The organism is Candidatus Thiosymbion oneisti, from assembly GCF_004359955.1.
GTDB lineage: Bacteria > Pseudomonadota > Gammaproteobacteria > Chromatiales > Chromatiaceae > Thiosymbion > Thiosymbion oneisti.
The window spans coordinates 83900-104353 of record NZ_SMSC01000017.1; the positions used below are offsets into that span (position 1 = coordinate 83900).

Annotated in this window: 9 protein-coding genes; 5 read left to right on the forward strand and 4 right to left on the reverse strand. The window is 61.3% G+C overall.

Going from position 1 to position 20454, the window contains the following annotated elements; genetic code table 11:
- Window positions 1–302: 302 nt before the first annotated feature.
- From E1958_RS11615 to ilvB, 4 genes are all read right to left on the reverse strand, one after another.
- Window positions 303–5480 carry a hypothetical protein gene (locus tag E1958_RS11615; protein WP_133512016.1) on the reverse strand — a complete coding sequence of 1726 codons (5178 nt, stop codon included), beginning with the start codon at window positions 5478–5480 and terminating at the stop codon, window positions 303–305.
- 7 nt (window positions 5481–5487) lie between these two features.
- On the reverse strand, window positions 5488–9798 hold the full coding sequence (locus E1958_RS11620) for a hypothetical protein (RefSeq protein WP_133512017.1): 4311 nt from the start codon (window positions 9796–9798) through the stop codon (window positions 5488–5490).
- A gap of 35 nt (window positions 9799–9833) precedes the next feature.
- Window positions 9834–10859, reverse strand: coding sequence for a hypothetical protein (locus E1958_RS11625; protein WP_133512018.1), 1026 nt, complete (start codon window positions 10857–10859; stop codon window positions 9834–9836).
- A 505-nt stretch (window positions 10860–11364) separates the two neighbouring features.
- On the reverse strand, window positions 11365–13101 hold the full coding sequence (gene ilvB / locus E1958_RS11630; protein WP_133512019.1) for a biosynthetic-type acetolactate synthase large subunit: 1737 nt from the start codon (window positions 13099–13101) through the stop codon (window positions 11365–11367).
- Between the two features lie 736 nt (window positions 13102–13837).
- Between ilvB and E1958_RS11635 the strand changes: the two genes are divergently transcribed.
- The 5 genes from E1958_RS11635 to E1958_RS11650 all read left to right on the forward strand — a co-directional run bounded on the left by E1958_RS11635 (window position 13838) and on the right by E1958_RS11650 (window position 20157).
- Window positions 13838–14260 (forward strand): rubrerythrin family protein, encoded by a 423-nt coding sequence (locus tag E1958_RS11635; protein ID WP_133512020.1) that lies wholly within the window; start codon window positions 13838–13840, stop codon window positions 14258–14260.
- Between the two features lie 461 nt (window positions 14261–14721).
- Complete coding sequence (locus E1958_RS11640; protein WP_424945080.1) at window positions 14722–16074, forward strand: heterodisulfide reductase-related iron-sulfur binding cluster; 1353 nt, start codon at window positions 14722–14724, stop codon at window positions 16072–16074.
- A gap of 1138 nt (window positions 16075–17212) precedes the next feature.
- Window positions 17213–18109: a hypothetical protein gene (locus E1958_RS11645; protein WP_133512022.1), complete on the forward strand. Its 897-nt coding sequence runs from the start codon at window positions 17213–17215 to the stop codon at window positions 18107–18109.
- A complete protein-coding gene (locus tag E1958_RS20295) occupies window positions 18099–18275 on the forward strand; it encodes a hypothetical protein (protein ID WP_165741995.1) in 177 nt (58 codons plus the stop codon). Before E1958_RS11645 ends, E1958_RS20295 begins: the two co-directional genes overlap by 11 nt.
- A 262-nt stretch (window positions 18276–18537) precedes the next feature.
- Complete coding sequence (locus E1958_RS11650; RefSeq protein WP_133512023.1) at window positions 18538–20157, forward strand: nucleotide-binding protein; 1620 nt, start codon at window positions 18538–18540, stop codon at window positions 20155–20157.
- The last annotated feature ends 297 nt before the right edge of the window (window positions 20158–20454 follow it).

Sequence of the window (20454 nt, forward strand, 5' to 3'; positions counted from 1 at the left end):
CCTGTGTCGGGACAAGGTTTGACGGGTTGCATTCGACGCACTAAGGCTCGCTGATCGTTTACCAGGCCAATGCCGGCGTCTTAACGCAACCTACCCAGGATCACCCACCGTGCTGCCGGCCCACGTAGATCTCAATACCATTAAGCTAAGAAGCTGTCCAAAAAAGGACCGTAGGCCAGAGTAGGGAGTAGCTGGGTTGAAGAACGAAACCCAGCATTTACAGGCAAGCTTGGTTTGCCGGGTCTCGTCCCTCGATCCAGCCTACCGGCTTAAAATCAATGGGTCAGTTTTTGGACAGCCTTTCAGTCTAAAGCCACGCGGATTCCGTTCAGCCGCAGGAGCTCGCGGTTGCGGGATGAGAACCACTGCAGATCGAGCAGGAAATGCTCGAACGGCTCTGGAAACCGAACCTGCGTGGAGTCCGCCTCGCTGGGTTTGACGTTGACAATCTCAAGGGCGAACTTGGAGAGAACTTCAGATGCCAGCTCCTTGGATTTTTCTTTCCCGCTGGGATCGAAGTATCCCTTACGGAGCTGGCTTCGCTGCTCGTGAAATACGCTCACAACCACCAAATGTTGCTGACGGAGACTGGAAGGCAGCAGAAACTCTTGGTCGACCAAGGCCGTTTCGATTTGTCGCCAAGTGACGACCCGTGCCGGCAATTTCAACTCCCGGCCAACGTCGGGTACAGAGGCAGTGTATTGCTGGGGGACAGCGCTGGTTCTCGACCGCGAGGTGAAGCCGAAGATCGGCGCAAAATCAGGACCCTCGATGTCCTTACGGTTGCGCGACTGTCCGAGCCGGATCGCGGTTCGTCGCCAGATCGGCCGTTCCACCGCCACCAGGAGATAGTGGGCCCGCGGCCGGGGTGGAACATCCGGCTCAATCGGTAGGACCCGGAACAGGAAGGCTTCAAGGTAGCTGTCGGGGTCCGACGTTATGTCGATTCGGCGCAGCGTTTCTCCGTTATTCACCGTGTCAACGACGAGGCGCAGTGACGGCTCCGTATCCCATGCCTCTCCGCCGGGATCACTGACCGGTTCAAGCAGGCTTCCGGCTTCGTCGACATGGTTGAGCAGTTGGTCGAGGTCTTGGATCCCTTGGATCTGCGGCGAGTCCGACAGTTTGAACAGCTGCTTCAGGAAGGTTTCCGAAAGGCTAACTGTCGGTACGCTGCTCTTCATCTCTATAGTTTCACCCTCATCAGCATCCTCGATCCAGAGGTCGAAGGTATCTTTCGAGAACCCGTCCTCCTCGTCGCTCCAGACCTGGAATATGCCGGTGACCAGAAAGTCGTCGAGGGCTTGGGACTGGTCCGCTGGGTCGGTCGTCGCCGCTCGGACCGAGACCCTTGGGCCTTCCGTCACCGCCACGAGCTCCCCGCCGAGCAGTTTTTGCAGATCGAAGGACTTGGTGTCGTCCCGGATCTCTTCCGACCAATTCGGATTGTTCTGGATCTCGTCGAAGATCGCGGCGGATGCCAGGGCCGGATCGCGGATCGGCTGACGCGACGGCAGGAAGACGGATTTGGCGTCTTTGTCTTGGTCCGGCATCCTGACACGATCCCCCTTCAGCGGAATGGACGGATCGCGCTTGGTGATTGGGTTCTGGCCGCGTTCGAAGGGTTCGATCAGGCTCTCGAACGACAAGGCCTGCGCGTCTTCCAGGGTGAAATCGTTGCCGTAGCCAGCATCCGGTAACACCTCGAGAAACCCGTAGCCGTACTGGCCGGCCAGGTCGGTCAGCCCGTCGCGGTAGGACAGCCGGCGCTGGTCCTGTAGAAGGTACCGATCTTCACCCTTCGATCCTCTCTCCCCAACCCCTCTCCCGGCGGGAGAGGGGGTTTTGCGGTACTTTCCCGACCGGCGAAGGGTTTCCCAAGCGTGGAAGGCCGGTGTGATTTCCAATTGAGAGTCCCCATCCCGCAACCGCGTATAGAGGAGCGCTTTCGCCTCGCCGAATAGCGAAAGATCTCTCAGCAACAAGGAGAGCGTGGCGGTCCGTACCTTCTCCTGTACCTCCCTGGCCGGGTCTGTGTCGGGATCGGTGAGGTCTTGGATGGCCTTACGGACTTCTTCGTCCAACGCTTGATCGTCCGGGCCACCCTTGGCCAAATGGACCGGTCTCAGCAGATCCCGAATCCGTTCCGCCATGTTCACGATAGCCTTGTTCTTGTCATAGCGTTTCAGACGGTCCAGAAGATCAGTCCAGGCCGTCACAACCTGGTCGTCTTCACCCTTCGGCGTCCATGCCCCCGGCGCAAGCGACAGGATCATCTGTAGCCCCTTCAAATACCGCTTTGCCAGCTCGAAGGTCTGGGGTCCCAGCTGCGGATGCGGCTTCACCGGCACGAAGCTCAGCGGCGTAATGCTGGCCATGATGCTCTGGCCACCTAGCCGCTTGAGGCCCTCCGGCACGATCCAGGCGCCTGCCGACTCGGCACTGCCATCCGAGAGCAATCCCAGCAGCCTGCCCGATGCTTCGCGCGTTTCCTGATCGGGTTGGATGGCCGCCCGTCCCCTGTGCAGCCCGTTCAGAAATTGCCGGAAGCCTTGGTCGGTCCCGACGGCGGGCTCCAATTGCGGACCGGTCCACTCGGGCTGGGTCGGGCGCACGCGGGTGCGCACGACGCTCCAACGGGTCGGGTCCTTTGCCGGAACCTTATCTGGATTACGGGTCACCCGCAGGGCGAGCTCGATCACATTACAGCTATCAGAGATCGACGGATGTTTCCCCACCGGCAGCGGGATCTCGATCCGATCCGGGGCGGTGTCCCAACCATCGAGCAAGGCGCGCGCCACCGACTGGAGGTTCTGCTCCGGCGGCAGACTCGGGTCATTGAGATGGACCGGCCACCCGGTAGCGTCCCCCTCGAATGCAGGGACGGGTGTCAGCCCAGCTATGATGGGCCCCGAGTCCGAATGGAGTGCCTGCCTGAAATCGAAGGTCAGGAACCGCCCCTCCAGCTCGATCTTCTCGGCATAGGCCAATTCGCACAGGGCACGCTGCGCATTCACATACGCCTCGCGCAACTCCGAGACGCGCTTGTCATCATCAGGAGTGCGGGCCGGTGCCAACGCCGGATCCAGGTACCGTCGGTCGAACGTCAAGGTCAGCAACTCGCCGGCCGCCGCCTTGCGGTATCCGACACTGAAGAAAGGTGGGGCATCGACCTCTTTCACGGTTTCTTCCTTGAAACGAGGACTGGCGGCATGAGGCGGCAGCAAAGGGCGAATATCCAGGGGACAGGCGAGAGAGGAGTCCTTTCCAAGGTCGAGCTCCGAGCCATAGGTGTGCTCCAGGCGAAAATCGAGTCGCCGTTGGGTTCCGGCGGCCTGGTACAGGGCATCGAAGTAGCGCCGGATGTCCGCACCCGCGAGATCGCCGGGCGGCGACTGGACCGGTTGCTTGAAAAGATACTGGAAGGCAACGGAGCCGGCGTGGCTGTCACCATCCTCGGAGTGGCCGCCGTCCTCGGACCAGAAAGGAAACAGCTCGCTGAACCGCGTGTTGAGCTCACGGCGGTCTTCGCTGTCGTCGACCTCCGATAGCGCCCGATCCAGAATCGGCCACCGGTGATAGACATTGAGGGTGTTGAAATTGACGAGATCCTCGCGGATTTCTTGCTCCGCCTCCTCGCCTTCGATTTCGGGGTAATCGACCCGGATCACCCCCTCGTAGCGGGCGGCGCTATGGGCGAAGACGAATTCGGCATCGTCCCGGAAGGCAACGGCGACGATCAGGCGGGCCTGATGCTCCGGTGACAGGGCCGGCTCGACGAGCCGGAGCAGCTCGAACTCGGCATCCGGCAGCTGTGGGTCCGCCGGCAATTCCCAACGCGGCCCGGTGGGGTCGCGCATGCCTTCTTCCTTGGTGCGTGAGCCGGCCGGGTCGAGCGTCAGTCGGATAGGCTTGCCATCCGGTTCGACACGTGGAAACACCACGCTGACGGTTTCAAGCTCGCCGATGACACCACTATCTCCCTCGCCGACATCATCGGTAACCCCGCTATCCCCCTCACCACCGCTGGCAGGCATGCTCTTGACCAGGAACAAGGGAACCCGTTCGTCGCCTTCCCAGGGGAACTGGTAGCAGCCGAGATAACGGACTTGGGTGGCCGGCAGCACATCTCCGTTTTGATCGAGCAGCGGTTTGTTCCTAAAGCAGTCCTCGTCGGCCTCGAGCTCGCGCTCGAACTGCGCACGGTCGGTCTCGGTCGGGCTCAAGCGCGCAACCAGCCAGGCCCCTGGTTCGGTCGCACCACCAAGGCGATAGCGGGTCAAGCGGCATTCGACGACATCTGCCACTTCGAACGTCATCGGACCTTCGACGGGTGGTAGGTTGCTGTCTTGGGCGGTGGACTCCATGGGCCGGCCGAAATGGACCACCAGCCGCGACATGTCCGCAAGTCGGGATTGGAGCTCGGGGTCCGCGCGCCGCTCCGCTCGCCGACGAAACCAGGTTTGCTTCGCGCCACCGTCACCGGTCCCCAGCTGAACGGCGCCGAAGCCGATCATCTGATCGTCCACATAGACCCGGTTCGCAAATCCGGGCGCCTCCCGGTGCTTCAGATCACTGAGAACCTCGGCCGGCACATCGCCGAGGGTCTCGAAGAACGTTTGCAGTCGCTCCAGAGCCTCTGCCGCCGCCTCGCTGACCTTCAGTACCGTGCCGCCACCGGGCCAGGACAGCCTGATTGTCAGATCGCGCACAGTGCCGATCTCTGGGACCTGGCTTCGTTCCAGGACCTTGAACATCAGGCCGTTCAGACTATGGAGATTGGTCACGCGAAAGGTCGGGTCCTGTTTCACCTCCGCGTCGTCCGCCAGATCGCCCGTATCCAGGGCCATGAGCTCGATATCGCCTGGAGTCACGGATCGGGCGCGAATGCGCCGGCGCGTACCGCCCCAGAATCCGAGAATGAGCTGATCCGCCAGATCGGAGAGATCGGTGTTCGGGTCCCTGGTTATCGCCTGCAACGCGCCCTGAAGGGCCTGATTGTATGCTGCTGCGAACGGCCCGGCCTCGACCGGCTGCGCCTTGTCCTGGCCTGCGGTGTCGGCTGCCTGCCCCCCCCGGTTGTCATTGTTGAAACAAGTCGGGTCGATGATGTGCATCCCTGTCGACCGGGTATTGCGGTTGGGCTGCCGCATGGGGCCATCCGTGTCCCACTGGACGGTGATCTCGACATCGGAAGGCAGATTGACCGGAACGAACTCGCTATCTTTAACCTCTTCCGGCAAGAGGAGGTACTTGAATCGGCCGCCTGTCGCATGGTTCTCGATAAAGGCGCGCAGATCGGCGAATTTAACGTCCACGCGACTGATAACGTCCATGCGCCTGATGATGTAAGGAAAGACTTGGCGACGCTGGATACGGATGTGAGGCTGGATACAGAGCCAGATGGCGGCATCGTCGGCCTGGGAATCGAACCAACGATGGGCGTGCAAATCGACCGTCAGGTAGAGGGTGGTTGACATGCGTACCTCACAGAGAGAGATCGTAGCGCGCCCGCATCGGCACGCTGACGGAGATCGATTTACAGAGCTTGAACCAACCCGAGCCGATGCACGCCCGGGCGCTCGCCCGGGCATAAAGCAGGAAATCGACGCGGATCACCGGTCGTCCCGGATCGATGGTCGCCGGGATTCCGATCTCCGTCAGATCCGGAATGCTGTCGTCCGACCGATAGAGCAGGGTCATGCCGGCTTCGGCGCCGACGACGATCTCGACCCGGACGGAGATGATCCAGAAGTTCAGCTCCCCGACGCCCCGCAGCACGACGCCGATGGCGCCGGTCAGCCGGAAGGCCTTCAGATTGTCGTCCTTCAGGACGACGACACCCTCGATGACGCTGTAGATCCCGACGGTGACCCACACCGAGAAGACGCCGCCGCCGAACGTCGCGCCCAGACCTACCTGTAATGCGTAGCCCCCGCCGGCGGCGACCAGGTTGTTGCCCAAGGGTGCCAGGATGTTCTCTTTCCGGATGTAGAAGCCGCCGGACCCCTGGTACGGCGTGACGATGGCGCCGAAGGTGCGGTTCCACAGCCGCTCCCCCTCGCGTCGCCAGGGAAAGCCACAGTCCAGGAGGAAGCTGCCGTCGAAGGCAATCCGCAGCGAGATGACGCCGCCGAGAAATTTGAATGTCGACAGGTCTATTTTCGGGGCCCGGATGGATATGACGACCCGATCCTGGCTCGGGGTGGGACCCTTCTCGTACAGCACGGACAGGGCGAACTCGAACCCGAACCACTCCTTGAAGATGCCACCGCCGACGGCGAGGCCGTAGTATTTGCGATCCTGGAACAGGAAGCGTCCGTTCAGCAGCGGCTCTTCATCGGATCCAAGTCCGAACCCGGCCGCAAACACCCAGTCGCCGATTGGCTGCTCGGACGCTATCAGGGGTAGCAGGCCACCCTTCTTGCCCTGTGTGGCTAGTTTGCCTCCGATGTCCTCATCTTTGTCTTTGTCGAGAAAGTCCACCGACATGATGTCAGCGGCGAATTTGGGGTCGAGGAGAACGTCCCGGCCAATCAGGACCCAGCGGATCTTCAGGAAGGTGTCGATTTGCGTTGGCACAAACGCGAGAATGCCGACTTGCCCTCCAGGCGACATGAACAAAAAGAAAGATAGATCTTTGACGACCTCTCGACCGAGGATCAGGACCCGCACGCCGCTGGCCTGAAATACACTGTACCGGTATTCCTTGGTTCCCCTCTTGGCCGTTTTGGTTTTGAGGTCGATGGTCTTGGCAGAGATGGTCAGGAACCGCAGCAGGTCCAGTTCGAACTTTCGAAAATCGACGGCGGACAAGCCGATTTCGATCCGGTCCCAGAGTTGTCCGTCGCGTCCCTGCAGACCAATCTGCAAATCGAGCAGCAGCTTGTCGACCGATTTGAGTGCAAGCTCAGGCAGGGACCCGAAATCGATCTGCAAATCGAAAAAGAAGGTCGGCAGCTCGATGTCGAAATCCCCGGCGCGCACCAGTTTGAGGGGCGCTTCCCAATCGATGCCTTTGCCGTCCCAGGACATCGCAATGGATTTCAGCTTCAGGCCGATCGGCCCGATCTGGAACGGCGTAAGGTCGAGATTGATGCGGATCGACGGATACCCGAACTCGAGAAAATTACCGTTCAGATCAAGGCCGACATCCAACGGTGGTAGAAACAGATCGAGACCGCTGAAATCGATGCGAGCGTCATTGCCGAGGCCGAACCCATCGAACCCGAGCCCTGGGACGCCGAAGTTCCCGAGCTCGAGGTCGCCGTCGAGCGAAATCGCCAATCGGTCCTTGCCGGTTCGGGTAATCTCGATCGACGATAGCGCAAGCCGGCGCAACGGACCGAAACCCGCATCACCGTCGGTGAATGGAAAGATCTGCCAGGGCTCCGAGAGATCGGCGAGAAAGCGGACCCGATCCTGGTCCTCGTCGTATCGGCCGCCGATATCGATCCAACGAGATTCCGGGCCTCCGGTCGTGGACTCGTGGCGGATGCCGAACAGGCTGTCGATGTAGAACCGGGTGTCGATGCGCAGATCGGACAGGACGCCGTCCGCCCAGGTCACGTCGATACGGTTGAGCTGAAACCGCGTCTCCTTGCGATCGTGTGGATTGTGATTTCCGTCCGAATCCTTGAAATCGGAGCGGTCGATGACCGAGCGGCCGTTCTTCCAGAGCACCCGCGCGAAATGCGACATGCGCCGGGTACCACTCGCATCCCGGACCGGGGCAAGCGCCAGATAGGCGAGCTCCAGCTCGTCACCGAGCACGTTGCCGATCAGTTGCGCGGCCAAGCCCGGCTCCTCATTCGGCTTCGACTCGCCGAGGATCGGGAGCCGGAACAGGATCAACCCGGTCCAACCCTGGCCTTTGACGTCGGATGGAAGTTCATCGAACAGGTCGATCGTCCTGTCGCCTCCTCCAGGGATAACGTAGCGGTGTTCGATCGTCTCATCGTCGAAGATTTTTTCGAGCGAAATCTTCCGGGACAGCTTGACAATGGCGACGACGGGATTGGCAGGTGATGAACCTTTCGCAAGCCCCTGCGGAAACTCCCGCTGCGGCATGAAATTGCCGCTGGGGTCGAATGCGAACTCGACGATCTGGTCCAGCTCGAAGGCGCCTGCCACGTCTTCTTTGCGGATCACCATGTAGTCGGCGATCTTGGGTTCGACCCGGATGTTCACGCCGAGGCTGCGATAGTCGAACCGCGTATCATAGGGCCCAATTTTGGGGAAGGGCCGCTCGTCGTCGTCGGCCGACACGAGGGCGACCACCGGCCCATCTGCGTCGTCGGCCGCGGCCGTGAACAGCCGGTCGAAGAACTGAGTCGCCGGCGACTTCAGGACCGGTTCCAACAGATTGGTCTCGTGGACGGCTGTCTCGTCGTGCCGTCGGTGCTGACTGCCCAGGGTGGACGCTTCGATCTTGCCTACTTCGAGGTCCCAATTGCTCTGGCGGTTCTTGGCGATATGCTTCCGGTCGATCAGCGGCAGTGTCAGTGCCCTGCCGCGCATGTGGAAGTTGGCCGCCGAGTGGCCGTCCTGCCCGGCAAAGGTCTCTCCCGGCCGGACGGTCACCACTCCGAGGTTGTTGGACCCAGGCCCCCTGAAGTCCAGGCGCGGCAGCACGGTATCGGACAGCAGATCGGGATTTACGTCGGGATTCACGTCGTCCCGCGAAGGGAAGTGCTCTCCAATCTCTTCTCCCTTAAGCATCACGCTTCCGGCGCAGATCACCCGCGTGCGACCGATGATCCCGTGCAGGCCATGTAAAGAGGTGTCAGCGGGGTCGGTGGAGTCTACCCGGACGGAGACGGCGGGAGAGATCGACATCCCGCCCGGCCGGCTCGGAGTTTTGGCACGTAGCGTCAAGGGCAACCGCTCGCGGATGCGCCAACGCGATGCCCGATTGCGGGCGTCGGAGAAGGCATACGCGGTCAGGACCTGACCGTCGCCATTGGCCGGCGTCAGTGCTAGGTCGTCCAGTCGCGGGTTGTCCGCGGGCCGATGTAGGAAGGTGACCTCAAGATCGCTGTTCTCGACCTCGAACGGCGCAATCGCCGGATTGTCCGCCGATACGGGTGCGGCATCCACCGTATCCGCGTTGAGCGCGATGCTCGCCACTGGGTCGTTCGCGGCAAACCGGAGTACCGTGCGGTCCGCAAGCCGACGCAAGTCGACTGTGACCCCGGCGCGCGATCGACCGTGCCATGTAAACAATTGGCCTCCGGCCTGAGGCGGGTCGTTCACGACCCCGACGCCGACCCGGACCCGCACGGCATCCTCGGTCGCGGTGAGCCGTCCGTCCGTCAGGTCGAGCACGAAACCGCCCAAGCTTCCCTCCAAGGCGAGAGGTAATGCATTCTCGGGGGAGCGGAACAAGGGGGTTTCCGGGAACCGCGCCACTAGACGGTCGTGGTCAGTGACGAACGGCTGGTCGCGCGATGGATCGCCGACCAGACGGAGCCCACCCAGGGCCAAACCCCAATTACCGCCGGGATCGCTGTCCTGGAACAGCTTGAACCGGATACTGCTGCCGTCTTCGACCGGATCGTGCGCCGGCACCAGCAGGGTGGGTGCATCAGACGCGCGTCTCAGCCTTATGAGCGGCAGGTTGATGTTGAATGAACACCGACCGAGACGGCCTCTCAACTCGAGTTCGGCTCGCCATTGGCCGCCGGATTCCACCGCCCGTCCTGCGAACGAGATCACGAGGTCCGTTGGTGGGTTTGCTAATTCGAGGGTACCGTCGGTCGCAATCTGGAACTCCAGTCCGAACAGGCGTAGTCGCATGGCTCGTTACCTCGTCTCCGGACGCACGTTATTTGTCAGTCTCTGGCGACGCGCCAGAAGATCACGTCATCGGCGCCGACGATGATCCGTTCCTTTTCGGATGCCGAGATGAGAAGCGGGCGCCCGAAGAATCCTTTGAAGCCTAAGATAAAGGTGAGAAGTGAGCGGTCGACGAATCCTTTGAGACCTGGTCGGTCGAACCAGACTGTGAAGCGGGAGTCGGCGTCAGGGTCGGGGCGCGCCTTCTCGAGGTCGGGCTCCTGTGCGCCAACCAGATTCGCATCCGGGAAATAGGCACCCTGCCGGGCGATGCCCCCGACCTCGATACCCAGCTGCCGTTCGAGGTCGGCGACGCTGAAATAGAAGGGGACGTACCAGTGACCCGGCCAGTCATACAACGTGACGGGCACTTCGACCGATAGCAAGGTTCTCGGCGCATAGGGCCCGTAGGGCCCGGTGTGAGATTCATGCCTGCCGAGCCAGACGTTCGGATACTCAGGGGTCGAATCGAGATCTTTGAACTCTATGGGATCGCGTGTTTGGAACGGATCACCGCTCCGATCGAAGACCGACACGGTGTCTTGCGGGTCAGCACCGCATTGGTCCGAGGTTTCCGAAGGCAGCGCGATCTTGAACTCCACCTGGAAGGTCGAGTTGTCGTCTTGCGCCTCAAAATCGATCGCGCGTCCCTCGTTCGCCAATGCGCGATACCAGTCGGGTGTACCCGCTTCGTAATCGGCGAGGCCATGATATTGGACCCGTAGACTGTTCACCACGGGACCGAGAACAGCGTTGGCGAAGGTCTGAAAAAACGCGTCCGGATTGCCGTCGGTCTGTTGCTTCAGCTGGTTCCCGATAGCGCGCAAGCAGGCCATCGGATCGCGTGGAGGTTCCCCCTCTCTGCGGGTATCGGCAGCGGCGAGCAACGCGGAGACGGCGAAGAAGTCCCGCTGCCCGAAACGCCCGTCCTCGGGTAAGATCCAATCGAAAGAGGAAGGAACCGACATGATCACATTCCGCTCCCGCGCCAGCTGTGGGAGCGCCGTAATCACCAGCTTCATGCCCGCCCTCGGCCGCACCGACGGTGCAAACTTGTCGCCACTCAATCCAGTCCTGTCGAGATAGGTAAGACCATATGAAAGCGTTGTCGGATCCTTGAGCGGGACGCTGTAAGCTCTGATCAGGATTATTAAGATCAGAGCGAGTAAGGTCAGGACGAGTAAGGTCGGAGCGAGCAACGGATGCATGAGTATTTCACCGGTTTTTAACTACTGGGTATCTTGAAAAATTCCAGTTGTCTGTGTGGATCAGAAATGTGCCGTCACCTTATGCCAGACGATCGAAGTCATATCTAAGAAGCTGTCTGGTTAATAGCAATCCTGAATGATTCGGCGTTGTCGGAGGGAAAAGATCCCTCCTGCGTCGGGACAGTTCGACGTGTTGCGTTCGACGCTCCAAGGCGCGCTGATCGTCCTGCCGGGTCTGTGCCGGCGTCTTAACGCAACCTACGCCCACATGACCCCCCGCGCGGCCTGTGGGCCTGGATCCATTTTAACCAGACAGCTTCTAGGATTCGATCATCTCCCCCAGTCCCTGCCCCGGCTGGATCATGGGCAGCACGTCTTCCGCCTTGTCGATCCAGACATCCACCAGGACCGGACCCTGATATGCGAGGGCCTCGCGCACGGCTTCCGGCATCGCCTGGGGGGTTCTGACCCGCATGGTCTTGAGCCGCGGATAGACGAACCGCAGCCCGGTGAGGTTGGGGAGCTGGATGCGACAGGTCGGATCCAACTTGACGCAACCGGGATCGCACTCGACGGTCCGGGAGAGGCAGGTCTCGTAATGGTTCCCCTCGTCCATCATGTCTTCCCACTGGCGCACCATCCCGAGATAACCGTTGTTGAGCACAAACATCTTCACCGGGATGCGGTTGGCGACCAGGGTTCCCAACTCCTGGATATTCATCTGGAAACTACCGTCGCCGTCGATGAGCACCACGGGCCGATCCGGGCTCGCATACCAGGCCCCGATGGCGGCCGGGAGCCCAAAGCCCATGGTCCCCAACCCCCCGGAGCTGATCCACTGGCGCGGACGGGTAAACCGATAGTACTGGGTCGCCCACATCTGGTGCTGGCCCACCCCCGTAACCAGAGTCGCGTCACCCGCGGTGAGCTCCGAAATGGCCTCGACCACCGCCTGCGGCTTGATGTAATCCCCGGTGCCGTAGGGCTTGGGCATCTGCTCCCGCCAGCGGCCGATCTGTGCCAGCCAGGCCGCATGATGGGCGCTGCGGCCGGACGCTAGGGCATGGCGCAGAAACGTCTTGAGATCGGCGGCCAGGGCTAGATCCGCCTTGATCGCCTTGCCGAGCTCCGAGGGGTCGATGTCCACATGGGCGATGCGCTTGTCCGCCGCGAAGCCCTTCACCGCCACCCGGTCATCGAAGCGGCCCCCCAGGGTCAGGATGAGATCCGCGTCCCGCAAGGCATAATTGGCTGGGATACTCCCGTGCATGCCCGGCATCCCCAGATTGTGAGCATGCGCAAAAGGCACGGCACCCAAGGCATTGAAGGTGGTCGTCACCGGGACCTGGAAACACTCGACGAAGCGGCGCAGGAGGTCCGCGGCACCGGCATGGATGATGCCGCCCCCCGCCTTGACCACCGGACGCTCGGCCTGCGTCACGGCAGCCAGGATGGCATCCGCCCTGGCGGCGTCGAAAGGAACCGGCTCGCGACGGCGCCGGCGCGGGGGATTCCCGGACTCGACCGCCGCCAGTTGGACATCCTTACAGATATCCACCACCACGGGACCGGGCCGACCGGTGGCGGCTAGATGGAAGGCCTCGTGCAGGGTCCATTCCAAGTCGGCAACCGCCTTGACCAGATAGTTGTGCTTGGAGACGGGGCGGGTCACCCCCAGGGTATCGACCTCCTGGAAGGCATCGGTCCCGATCGCGCCGCTCGGGACCTGGCCGGTGATGAAGACCGTCGGGATGGAGTCCTTATAGGCATCGGCGATCGGGGTGATCAAATTAGTCGCCCCCGGACCCGAGGTCGCCAGAGCGACACCGATCTGACCACTGGCCCGGGCATAGCCCTCAGCCGCGTGGCCGGCCCCCCCCTCCTGCCGGAAGAGCACGAACCTGGGCCCCGACTCGCCGCGGCTCATACGCTTGTTCAGCTCCACATGGAGGGGAATGACGGCGCCCCCGGTATGACCGAACAGATAGTCAACCCCGAGTCTGCCGAGCACCTCCCAAAAGAGAGCGGCGCCGGTCTTGAATCTGTATTCGTGCACGTTTTTCCAGAGTAGTCACAGGCTTGCAGCATTCTAACAGGGCAAAACCATTTGACCGAATCGGACGCACTTAAGCCAGCGAGCCCGTATGAATTTCTTTATGACTAACAAGCTGTTATCAGCGGTAGGTTGGGTTAGGCGCGGGGAAACGCCACAGGGGACACGGCATCGAACGCACCCTAGTACCTCATTTCACCCTATTTTACGTTCTCAGGCTCGTAGGATGGGCTGTGCCCACCAGCCAGGCACGGTGTTGGTGGGCACAGCCCACCCTACGGGTTACGCGCAAAATATGCAGAAATGGGGTACTAGTCCAACACCGACCGGAGACCTAGCGAATGTCGGACCTCAATGCGGCCCAGGAATAAGGCAACAACCGGCAGCATGCCCGATCTGATCTTGAGCAGCGATTCCTTATGGGTGGCGTCAATCATAGGTAACACCTATCGGTCAGATTGGAAATACCCATTAGCATCTCGCGGGTAGAGGGTATAGCTTATAATTCAGGATGCAGGTTAGGAGCCTGTCCGACTTACGGCTGCCCCGCTGCGGAACCCTGGATGCCGGTCATCTTTTCCGCGCGATTTCCGCATGCAGAGCAGGCCGACCGTTCGCCTCAATCGCGCGCACAATCCACCTTAACTCCGGGGTCCCCGGCTACGAGCGCGTAAGTCGGACAGGCTCTTAAGCACTGCGTGATTCGGCAACCAACCGCAACTTTAAGAGAGAATCTCACATGAAACCACTCCAAGGCACCAAGACCGAACAGAACCTGAAAGACGCCTTTGCGGGCGAATCTCAAGCCAATCGCCGTTATCTCTATTTCGCAACCAAGGCGGACGTCGAAGGCTATAACGACGTGGCCACCGTCTTCCGCTCCACTGCCGAGGGTGAGACCGGCCACGCCCACGGTCACCTGGAATACCTGGAGGCCACCGGCGATCCGGCCACGGGGCTGCCCATCGGAGGAACTGCCGACAACCTGAAGGCGGCCATCGCCGGTGAGACCCACGAGTACACCGACATGTACCCCGGTATGACAAAGAAGGCCCGCGACGAGGGCTTCGACGAGATCGCCGACTGGTTCGAGACCCTGGCCAAGGCCGAGCGCTCTCACGCCAACCGCTTCCAGAAGGCCCTGGACAACTTGGACACCTGATTTCGGGGACGCCTGATTCCGGGACGTTCGCCCCGCGTCCCTTTCCCTCCGGGAGAGGGGCGAAGCTCGTAGATTGGGCAAAGCCGGTAGGATGTGGTGAGCGCCGGGCGCTCCGCGCCCGGCGCGAACCGCATCTTTGGACGGCGGCGTGCCCAACAAATCATTTAAATATTAACCACTACCCAAACCAGAAACGGGGCATAATGAACCGCTCTAGGCTAACCCACGCTCGTTCCCACGCTCCAGCGTGGGAACGCCAGCTTGTCCGCTCCCGCGGACTCAGCTCCTCGGTGCTGATAGGCGTTGGCGGTTAGCCTACCGAGGCGCTTAATCGACGCTGGAGCGTCAGATCCCTCCTCCGTCGGGACCAGGTCTGCTCCCACGCTGGAGCCTGGGGAGCCAGCCGAAAATCAATGCCACTAGAAAATCAATAGGTTAGTTTTTAGACAGCCTCTTAAGCGTTGAAACGCAGGACCCATGACATGACAACACGCGAAGGCAGCCTGCAGGCACCCACCAGGCACCCGATCGATTGGACTAACCCTAGGTTTTTCGATGAGGGTGACCTGCTCAAGGAGCTCGAGCGGGTGTACGACATTTGCCACGGTTGCCGGCGGTGCGTCAGTCTGTGTCATGCCTTCCCCACCTTGTTCGATCTGGTGGACGAATCGGACACCCTGGAGGTGGACGGCGTAGCCAAGGAGGACTACTGGCGGGTCGTGGACCACTGTTACCTGTGTGACCTGTGCTTTATGACCAAGTGCCCCTACGTCCCGCCCCACGAGTGGAATCTGGACTTCCCGCACCTGATGCTGCGGGCCAAGGCGCTGAAACACAAACAGGGCAAGACCCGGCCGCGGGACAAGCTACTGTCCAACACCGATGGGATCGGCTCGCTGGCGGGCATTCCCGTGATCTCGGGGGTGGTCAACACCGTCAACCGGTCCGGCGTTGGCCGTAAGCTCCTGGACGCCACGCTCGGTGTCCACCCCCAGGCGCGGGTTCCCGAGTACCATAGCAATACCCTGCGCAAGCGGCTCAAAGGCCGGGGCGGGCGCCGCTCCGAGGGCGAGGCCGCGGGCCCGACCACCGGCAAGGTCGCCCTCTTTACCACCTGCTACAACAACGTCAGCGAGCCGGGCGTGGGCATGGACCTGGTAGCGGTGTTCGAGCACAACGGTATTCCAGTCACCATCCCGAGCAAGGAGAAGTGCTGCGGCATGCCCAAGCTGGAGCTGGGAGACCTTAAGGCCGTACAGAAGGCCAAAGACGCCAATCTCCCGATCCTGGAGCGGCTGGTGGACGAGGGCTGGGACATCGTGGCGCCGATACCCTCCTGTGTGCTCATGTTCAAGCAGGAGCTGCCACTCATGTTCCCGAACGAAGACGGGATACGGAAGATCAAGGCGCACATCTACGACCCCTTCGAATACCTGATGCTGCGCCATAAGCACGGCAAACTCTCCACCGAATTCACCCAGCCCTTGGGCACCGTCGCCTATCACGCCGCTTGCCACCAGCGGGTGCAGAACATCGGCCGCAAGACCCACGAGTTGCTCTCCCTGATCCCGGATACCAAGGTGGAGCTCATCGAGCGCTGCTCAGGGCACGACGGCACCTATGCGGTCAAAAAGGAATTCCACGAGTACTCCATGAAGATCGTCAGGCCGGTGACCAATCAGGTGAAGCAGTTCGAGGCCGACCACTACGGCAGCGATTGCCCCATAGCCGGGCAGCACATCGGCCATGCCCTGGCCGACGGCAGCAGGCCCGAACACCCGCTGACGCTGCTGCGCATAGCCTACGGGCTGTGATGCCTCTATCGGGTTTCGGTTAATATTGCAGACTGCCCAAGCGGTGCAATGCCGGGCAGGCGCCAGCGTATAAAACTACGAATCACGCTCGTTCCCACGCTCCAGAGACTGTGAAAGTATTCCTGGATTTTCGGAGCCATAGGGAAGGCGAAACATAATTATCCTATTTTAGGCCGAAAATACTTCTCTTAAATCCACATGAGACAAAATTTAGTATGAAATATGGTGGATTCACCCCACCACTTCCGGGAAAAACGAATTCTTTCACAGTCTCTCCAGCGTGGGAACGCCGTCGTGTCCGCTCCCGCGGATTCAGTCAGGGTGGTGGGCACAGCCCACCCTACAATTCCTTTGTGCCTTTGCGGTTCAAACTATCCCACAGCCAACGATTGCAGATATGGATGTCGGGCACGCCGCCGTCCAAAAATGCGGTTCGCTGCCTGCCCTTTGTCTGCCGTGCCTGGCCCATCCCTGGGGTGGTGTCGGTAGGCCAAGCACAGGCAAGCGGTCCTGGGGCGGTAGGCAGGCGCGAACCGCATCATTGATGCGGTTCGCACCTCCTCGTGATGCCATCCTGTAAGACCTACCGCGCTCACCGCATCCTACGTCCATCTTACGGGCTTTGCCCAACCGAAATCACTTAAATATTAACCACTAGCCCGCCGAGGTCCGACCCGCTCGCGGCAGGCAGGGAATGCCATTTCTCCGCCGTAGGGAGGGCGACTACGGATTGCGGGCGAGACGCCCATGCCCCTCGCGGGCAACGCTGTGGCCTCATCGAAGCGACCCGCTCGTTTTTCCCATACTCAATCCGGCCTGGGCTGTCCGACGACCAGAAGACGCAGTCTCATTGATGCCGCGTGAATCGTCGGTGGGCACAGCCTACCCTCCGATTCTGATTTTGTATCCTTTATCCGCAGATTACGCAGATTCTCACAGATTGAGAACGGAATAATCTGTGAAAATCTGCGTAATCTGTGGATTAAAAAAATGTCGGGATTCCTCCATCACCCCAACTACCCTACTGGCGACTGTAAACTTGCTCCCGATTCTGTCCATAAGGACACACAGGCGACGATTGCACTATGATTACGCTAGCTGCTTTGTCTAAGAGATCAGGACGGGAGAGGAGAATGCGATGACGCGCACGCGGGGGTTTCAGATCTCGAGCGCCGGGCCGAGCTCCGGGCCGAACTTTGGGCCGAACTTTGGGCCGAGCGCCGGGGAGAAGGCGAGCGACACTTCGCCTACCGACGAGCGGATGGGCGGCCTGCTGCTGGTGATAGCGGTTTCCTGGATACTATTCTCGGGTGGAGTCGGATACTGGTTGTGGGCAACCGGACATCACGACAAGGCGATCACCGCCTGGATTGTCACCTTCACCTTGTTTGTTACCGTTATGGGACTCTGGCGGTTGTGGGAAAAACGCCGCTACGCAAGCATCCACTGGACCCTGCTCAATCACCAGCTGCCCTTGGTCTTCGTGTTGCTGCCCCCGATTGCGGGCGTATTGATACTCAATGTCACTCCCCCTGACCAGATCTGCTCACCCCAGGAAATAACGGGCGGAGCGGATGCGCAAGCGGTCGGGAGGTCGGCGGCGGACCCGGAGACGGTCAAGGTGCGGGACGCCGGTGACTATAGTACCCCCCTTGTCTCGCATGTGTTCTACCCCACCTATTACAGCCTGCTCGTGGTGGTGAGTACCATCTTCTTCAACCTGCAGACGGAGGTCGAGGAATGGATGAAGACGCTGGAGAAAGGCGACCGGGAAGCGAGCCGCTGGCACTCCGTCAGTGCCTTCTGCCTACTCATCGGTCTGTTCGCCGCGCTGCTCTACGCCTTGCCCTATATCGCGGACATCCAGGGGCTCATCGAGGATTCGATCCACCGCGCCACCCTGTTCTACATCGCCTTGGCGGCCGCCTTGTTTCTGCCCTTGATCGCGATCCTGATCCGCGCGAAGCTGGAAAGGGCGCAGACCAAAGCGACGGGGAAAACCAAACCGACGGAGGAAACCATCTATGCCTATTGAGATGATCATGGGAATCAGTGCGAACCTGATCCTCGGGCTGCCCCTCATCGTGGCCTTTATCTGGACCACACTCTCTTCGCACCGATCGTCACGACCGCCGCGGCCGGACCCGACCAACCTTCCGGGCTGTAAAGATACTTGGTTCCTGCCCACCGATCGGACTTGAGGGCCTGTCCGGGCGCAGTCCTGAGTTGTTTGGCGTTGGTTGTAGAATGCGGTGTGTTGGGTTACGGCGCGTTCGGCCCTATCATTGTGCTTCGGGATCGGATAGCGCGCCTAACCCAACCTACGCTTGACGCGAGGTCCGCGCGGGCCGGCAGCGCAGGGGGGCATGCGGGTGTAGGTTGCGTCGAAACGCGACACGTCAAATCCCCCCGACAACGCTAAATCATTCAGGATCGCTTTTAACCAGACGGCTTCTCAACTCTATGAGGACCCTGGTCTTCCACTCCGTCAAGGGCGGCCTCGGCCGCACCCTGGCCCTGTGCAATCTGGCCCGGGCCCTGGCATCGACCGGGCGGCGGGTCCTGATGCTGGATTTCGATTTCACCGCGCCGGGGCTTCACCACAAGTGGCAGCAATCGCCCGGGCCCGGCTACCTGGAGTATCTGGACGCCTTCGACGTCGAGGCCCGCGCCGGCGGTGTCTCGGCGCGCAAACGCTGGGGCCTGCTCCAAGACCGGATCGATCGCATCGACGAGCAACTGTACCTCCTGCGGGCGGGGGACGAGACCAGCCCCGATTATTGGCGCCTGATCGCCTCCTACCGTTTTCATCGCCTCTTCTACTTTGCCCCCAAGGAGATCAATGGCCTCAGTCCCAGGGTCTTTCCGCTGGAATGGCTGGATCGCAACCGGGAGGCCTTCGACGCCGACAAGCAGCTGATCGCGGAGCGTTTTGCGCCGGACTATCTGCTGGTGGACTGCAAGACCACTACCGAGCCGAGTGCGGTCATCCTGCTATCCTGGGCGGATTCCATCGCCCATTTTCTCCCGGCCAACCCCGAAGGCATCCAATACGCCTGTGGTACCGCCCAGGCCGTGGTGCGGGAGATGGCGCGCCAAGGATGCCCCATCGGCTTCGTGCCCGTGATCGCCCGGGTGCCGGATCATCGCAGCGAGCACATGGACGTGGACTGTATCCGCACCATCGGGGACAGCTGGCGCCGCCGGCACTGGTCCGACGGGGAGCAGGGCTACGCCGCCGGGCTGTTCCGGGAGCGGGATTTCGTCGTCCTCGCCGAGACCCGGGAGATCGAAGGCCGGGAGCGCATCCTGTTCGAGATGCGGGAAAAGAAGGACCCGTTCTGGCAGCTGAGTCACGACTATCTCGGCCTGTGTGCCCGCTTGGCGCCGCCCGCGGGAGATACGGAAGACCCGGCCGCCGCGGAGGCCTGGTGGTACGAGCAGCTCGGCATGCAGCAGGATGCACGCATCCTGGCCCGGCAGTTCGACAGCTACCCCCACCAGGGGACCCTCCTCAATGTGGACGAGCAGCCCCACATCGCCATGCGGGTCAAGACCTTTCATCTGCTGATCAAAGGGCTGCTGGACGCCTGTCAGTTGGACGGGCCAGACGCCCAACGGACCGCCCTGGTCACGGTGGGCCAGCGCTGTGGCCGGGATTTTGCCGCCGAGCTCAACGACAGCTTCGAGCGGGAAGGCGTCGCGGCGGCGTTCTCCGAGCGTATCGAGCGGTGGGCCGAGTTCGACTCGGGGGTCGGCATCGGCGTGATCCATCCCATGGCGATCGACGAAGCCTCCGGGGCCATGTGGCTGCGGGTCGTCGGCGACGCCTTCGGATTGCACCCGGACTGGTTTCCCGACGATCAGGGCAAGGATCTGCGCAGCTTCTTCGAGGGCTACCTGGAAGGCGTCATCGGAGACCTCTTCCAGGCCGTGGCGGCCACGGATGATCACCCTGGGCTGGCGGTCCGGACCGTTGCGGAGGACCAGCTACCATCGGAGCTTCGCAGCAACACACGGTCGGGCGCGGTCAATTATTATCGGGTCTCGGCAGCAGACCCCGAAAACCATGTCCAAACCTAAGAGACTGTCTAAAAAAGGGCCATAGGCCGTAGGCTGGGTTGCGGCCAGGGACGGCCAAAACCCAGCAACAACCAAAGCTGGGGTTCGTTCCTCACCCCAGCCTACCGATTTAAAATCAATGGGTTAGTTTTTAGACAGCCTCTAAGGCATCCCGGCGGGATGCGGCCGTCCATGGCCTGTCCCGCCCTACGGGGGCCGCTCCTGACAACTGCTATCCGTATCCCTCTCGTTCCCACGCGCCGCGTGGGAATGCGGAAGCTCCGCGCCGCGGAGAGTTTGCGCTCGTTCCCACGCTCC